Here is a 5,137-nt window from a genome sequence, read left to right as displayed (position 1 = left end):
TTCAAGACGGTATCTGACCCCAGCTTTCCTGACCCCAGCTTTAATCCTATTCCGCCAAAACACCGATCCGATAATCCTCAAGCATTTGCCAGGCCATCGACGAATGGTCACGGTTGGCGCCCTTGGTACGCATACCCTCCGTGGCCTCCTTTCCACACCAGGGTTTGATCACGGAATCCGGTGCCGGATGCCTGGGTACATAGTCGGTGACATCGTAAACCGTCCCCTCAATCGCCATCCAGCAGTCGTCCAGGGAATCGTGTTCCGCAACATCATCAAGCGTGTATTGAGCCTCGTCACTCTCGGCCGTCGCTTCCTGGGGACCCACCCCGTGAAGGACAGCAATCGTGCCAAGACTGGCCCAGAATGCGATAAAACTGGCAAACATGAATTTCTTCATAACAGTTCAAACTCCTCTGAGTGAATATGGTTGTGGGTAACCCCGGCATGATGAGCATGCTGCTTGATCAGCTCGTTCAGTGGCAGGGGCCCGCAAATGTAGATCTCCCTGTGACCCAGATCAGGGCAGTGGCGATGCAGGAACTCCGCACTCACCGGTCCTTCATGATAAAAATAGTGCATGACGAGCACGAAGCCCGGTATCTGTAGAGCAAGCTCGCGGATCTCATCGGCGTACAAGGCTCGGGATTCGTCCTGAACCGCGTAGATCATGACGATATCACCACCTGACTGCAGTGCCTGTATATGCCGCATCCTTGCGAGAAACGGGGTGATGCCGATGCCGCCGGCGACCCACAACTCAGGGCTTTCAACTCTGCCGCCGGCGGGAAAAAAGCGCCCGTACGGGCCCTCTACGGTGACTTTGGTGCCGGGATCAATGCTCTGGATTGCCCTGCTGGCGTCCCCCAGTGACTTGATTGCGATACGCAGATTAGGCTCCAGTGGAGAGGATGACAGGGTATAGGGATGTTCTTCGCGATCGCCAGCATCCAGATGTTTGTCGAAAGGGGTCAGGTAGACAAAGTTACCCGCTTCGTACTCCAACGGCTTGTCTTGCGGTTCCAGAGTCAATTCCACTACACCATCGGTTACCGGCTCCACATGCTTTACTGTGTAGTCCAGCCTGCCGATACGCTGGGAAAACAGCAGGCGCCAGGACACCGCACCGACGGCCAGTAGTGCGAAAATCGACCAGATAACCGTATCCGCCATGCCCGGCATGGTGCGGCTGGCCATGAAGGTGTGGATCAGCGCGAATATAACCGCTGGGCCGGCCAGGGCGTGAATGTGCTTCCAGCGTTCATATTGGGGTGGGCCAAAGAACGCAAAGCTGGGCGCCAGGAAGATCATCATCAGTATCAGCGCGGTCCAGCCCATCCACGCGGCGGTGTTGGAAAAGGCGGGGAACAGCGTGCTGATGGCGGCTTGTTGACTATAGCCCGCAGCTGAAAAAGCCAGCAACAAGGGATGTAACATCAGCAGGAACAATGATGCAGCACCCATCCGGTGGTGCGTGTGCCAGAGTTTGGTCAAACCGCCAAAGGGTTGGTCCACTCCCGGGACCCGGGCACTGAGCGCTGCCGATAGCAGCAAGAAAGCCACCCCCAGAACTCCCGTGAGCCTGCCGAGCATATTCAAGATGGTCGCTGTGGAGGCGAAGTCCCCGGCGCTCAGGCCCGCTATGAAGAAAATAAGCGGTACTAGCGCGAGGCTCCAGACCAGCCCGTGCGCAATGCGAGAAGTGCTGCTCAGCGGCATGGGGTGGCTCCGGTTGTGGGGTTATACTTACTATAGCAAAGGATGGGGTCAGGTCTCGCATCGTAGCAAGTCAGCCAATTGCATTTAAGGAGCGGTAAAGTCTCGCCGCTCTCACCAGTTAGCGACGTAACATTCCCGGCTCAAGAGGAAAATGCGCCGGCTCTTTACCTGTGGCAATTTGTCAGATTTTTTTACATGCAGCTCATAAAATTCTTTAAAAAATAGAAGCTCCGCCAATTAAGCCAATAAAAACAATTAGTTGGAAATTAAGGTACGATAATTGCTGTGTGTGCTGTCATATAAATTTGATTCTGGGGAAACAATGAAAACTGATTTAAAAAATGTAATTGCCGGCTGTGCCTTATTCGCGTGTTCTTCCGTTGCTTTCGCTGCGCCGATCATCTGGACTCCAGCGCAAAATACCTCTGCAGCTAGTGATGTGGCCACAGTCGGCTCTCTGGTCGAGGCAGTAAATGCCAACACTACCAGCACCGGCTCCATAACGGTTAACACTGTAGAGTTCGCGAACGTTAATAATTTGCTTGGTGATTCGTTTGCGGGAGCTTTGAGCGGCGCCAGTGTTGCTGATGTGGATTATGCGTCACTTCTCAATTCCTTCAACTATGGCGGTGGAATCTCTACTTCACTCGTACTGGCTGACGGACTACTATCCAATGGTGCGGACTATCTTGTCCAGGTTTGGTTCACCGATCTGCGTTCAGCCTATTCAGGGCGAGTTATGACATATGGCGATGGAGGTACCGTGAATCTTAACGGGTCCAGTGGTGACTTGGGTCAGTTTGCACTGGGTTCGTTCACCGCAGACGGAAACTCTCAGAGTTTGGCGCTTGCGTCCAATGGTTTCAAGAATACGCATATAACCGGGTATCAGGTTCGGCAAGTGACTCGCGATGTGCCAGAACCCTCTTCCCTTTTGTTGATGGGCCTGGGCTTGTTTGGCTTGCGGCTAATAGCTCGCCGCCGCTAGTAGGCTTTTATAGGCTGGGGTCAGGTCTCGCATTGCAGCACTTTGCCCCCGCTAAACCCTTTGACGCGTTTTTATGCCTGTCATTCTGCAAGTTCGCCTTCGGTTACTCTGGGTTCCGAATGCTACAATGCGAGACCTGACCCCGGTCTTTAGACCCCTCTGACAACCCGCCCCACCGTCGCCGGATGAACACCAAAATGCTCGGCGATCGTGCGATAGCTATATCGACCAGTGGCATACGCGGCTGTCATTGCGTTATTACGGGTATCGCAGCTTTGCTCAAACTCCGCCAGCGATGGAACCGGGCCACTGCGCTGTACTTTCGGGATTGAGAATTTATCCACATTGCCTAATGCCTGCGCCTGCGCATCCTCGACAAATCCTTCATCACCCAGATAGATCTGCTGCTTCAGGCTGGACCACACGCTTTCCTTAACTTTGCCCTCGGAGACAAATCGCCGGTATCGCTGTCGCGCCTGGTTTCTCTCCGTACCAAACTGCGCCAACACCCAGTCGGTTGTCAGCCAGTCTGGGGTTGAGACACCGCCCACCATCGCGCGATAGCTGCTCCAGGGCCATTCGCCGGGATAGTTAACCACCTGTGCTCGCACTGGGTTCAGCACTACATAACGCGCCAGTTCCAGCAGATAGCTGTTCTTGTCAACCAGAATGCTTTTGAAGCGGCCCTGGAATACATGCCCTGTACGCTCGTGGCGGCGGTTGGATGCCTGGGTAAACATCCCGTTCAGCTGACGCATTCCCCTTGATAGATTGGCGTCGGGTGTGGCTACCACCAGGTGGTAGTGGTTAGTCATCAGGCAATACGCGTGGCAAACCCAGTTGTGGCGCTCAATGACCTCGCCCAGTAACGCGAGAAACATGAAACGGTCGCCGTTGTCTTCAAAAATACGCTCCTGCCGATCACCCCGCGAAGTAACGTGGTAAAGGGCATTCGTGAACTCTATTCGCAGCGGTCTGGCCATGGGGAGAGGCTAGGGTAGATCGGCGGGTGTGTACACGTCATGAGTGGCCATCGGGCCATCGGGGTCAGGTCTCGCATTGTAGCATTTCGCGTCAGTGCGAGGTTTTTCGGAAGCCCTGTTCAGCAGCAATTTTAAAAGTGGTCTACGTTGTATCTACTGAGCAGTAAACCTGTTGCGTGGCGATAACATACGAGAAAACGAGACCATACCGTTACACAAACTTTGAATTCATCCCGTGATTTCTTCCGCGTGAATTCATGAATTGGCTTTACTAATTTTGATTTCCATGAGCCGCTCTCTGCAGATCATGGACTTAAACTGATCAGGAGCAAGAAAATGAAATTAACGAAGCGCAAGTATTTCAATAGTAAAATACTGGCCGCGGCGGCGTTGGCATTACCTTTGCAGGCTGCCGCCGTGATATTGCCTCCGTCTAATGAGATGACGACCATTCAGTATGGAGATTTCGTGGCCTACTCGCTGGATCTCATTGAACAGTGTGCCGCAGCAGGTGATCCCCGATGCCTACCGTCCAGCGGAGAGATACCCGCGAATGCCGGTTTCACCAAAACCCAGCTGACTATCCTGACGGGCGAAAACGGGGATCCACAGACAACCAACCAGCCTGAGCCCTTGCCAGACGACACGCCTGCAGATAATGCGTTTGCGTCACCGAGTGGAAATCAAAGCACCACTTTCGAGATGGGTAGCACGTTGTCACCGGAGCCCACACCAGACTTTACCGCAGACGGAGACCTTGATGGAACGTGGGAAATTCAAATCGGGGCTTTGAGAAAATACCTAGACAACAATGACCTGGTCTTTATTTTCGACAACGCCCAGCAGGGAGACGCTGAAAACCAGTGGTTACAGATTTGGGCGCAAGCGATAATCTACGATCCTTTCGGCGATGATCAAGGGTGTTTTGAGTTCCACTTGTCAACAGATCCCGGTTGTCCGGCAGGAGGACCTGTCCCGCCGACCGATGCGTTCAACCCCGGCTCTTATGTCACCGCATTTACCAGTTATTGCGTAAATAAAGATACAGGAGCAACGTTCTTTGATCCTGACGCTACAACCGGTACCTCAAGCAATTATTGTGACAACAATAACGGCTATTATGTGAACGGCAACATAGGAAGTGCCGACGCCGATAACGCAGTATTCAGCAGAACCCTGAACGACCAGATATTTGCCGCGAGTACTGGAGACGACTGGATTCTTTCCCTGGATGTGCGCACGGCCAATAATAACGGTGGTGCGGAAACACTGTGGATATGTGATAACTGCAGGATTGATCCGCAGATCACAAGCATCCCCGCGCCTGGTTCTGTCGCTTTGTTCGGTGCTGCCTTATTGGGTCTGGTAGCCATCAGGCGTCGCAGACCCTAGATGGGATAGTGGGGGTCAGATACCGTCTTGAATAGCAAGTCCCCTCATGGGGATA

5 protein-coding genes are annotated in these 5,137 nt (G+C 53.4%); 2 read left to right on the top strand and 3 right to left on the bottom strand.

Going from position 1 to position 5,137, the window contains the following annotated elements:
* Window positions 1-46: 46 nt before the first annotated feature.
* Together CWI75_RS18160 and CWI75_RS18155 are read right to left on the bottom strand one after the other, a co-directional pair.
* On the bottom strand, window positions 47-400 hold the full coding sequence (locus CWI75_RS18160; protein WP_101522945.1) for a cytochrome b5 domain-containing protein: 354 nt from the start codon (window positions 398-400) through the stop codon (window positions 47-49).
* The gene (locus CWI75_RS18155; protein ID WP_101522944.1) at window positions 397-1,719 is read right to left on the bottom strand and encodes a ferredoxin reductase family protein; all 1,323 of its coding nucleotides are present in this window, start codon (window positions 1,717-1,719) and stop codon (window positions 397-399) included. Before CWI75_RS18155 ends, CWI75_RS18160 begins: the two co-directional genes overlap by 4 nt.
* A 322-nt stretch (window positions 1,720-2,041) precedes the next feature.
* Between CWI75_RS18155 and CWI75_RS18150 the strand changes: the two genes are divergently transcribed.
* Window positions 2,042-2,707, top strand: a complete 666-nt coding sequence (locus CWI75_RS18150; protein ID WP_101522943.1) for a PEP-CTERM sorting domain-containing protein — start codon at window positions 2,042-2,044, stop codon at window positions 2,705-2,707.
* Between the two features lie 149 nt (window positions 2,708-2,856).
* Here the strand turns inward: CWI75_RS18150 and CWI75_RS18145 are convergent, their stop codons facing one another.
* Window positions 2,857-3,690: an REP-associated tyrosine transposase gene (locus tag CWI75_RS18145; RefSeq protein ID WP_101522942.1), complete on the bottom strand. Its 834-nt coding sequence runs from the start codon at window positions 3,688-3,690 to the stop codon at window positions 2,857-2,859.
* Between the two features lie 336 nt (window positions 3,691-4,026).
* Here CWI75_RS18145 and CWI75_RS18140 point away from each other — a divergent pair, with 336 nt between their 5' ends.
* Window positions 4,027-5,082, top strand: a complete 1,056-nt coding sequence (locus CWI75_RS18140) for a PEP-CTERM sorting domain-containing protein (RefSeq protein WP_101522941.1) — start codon at window positions 4,027-4,029, stop codon at window positions 5,080-5,082.
* The last annotated feature ends 55 nt before the right edge of the window (window positions 5,083-5,137 follow it).

The organism is Kineobactrum sediminis (assembly GCF_002868715.1).
In the GTDB taxonomy this organism is placed as follows: domain Bacteria; phylum Pseudomonadota; class Gammaproteobacteria; order Pseudomonadales; family Halieaceae; genus Kineobactrum; species Kineobactrum sediminis.
This window is presented reverse-complemented; position numbering and strand designations above follow the sequence as displayed.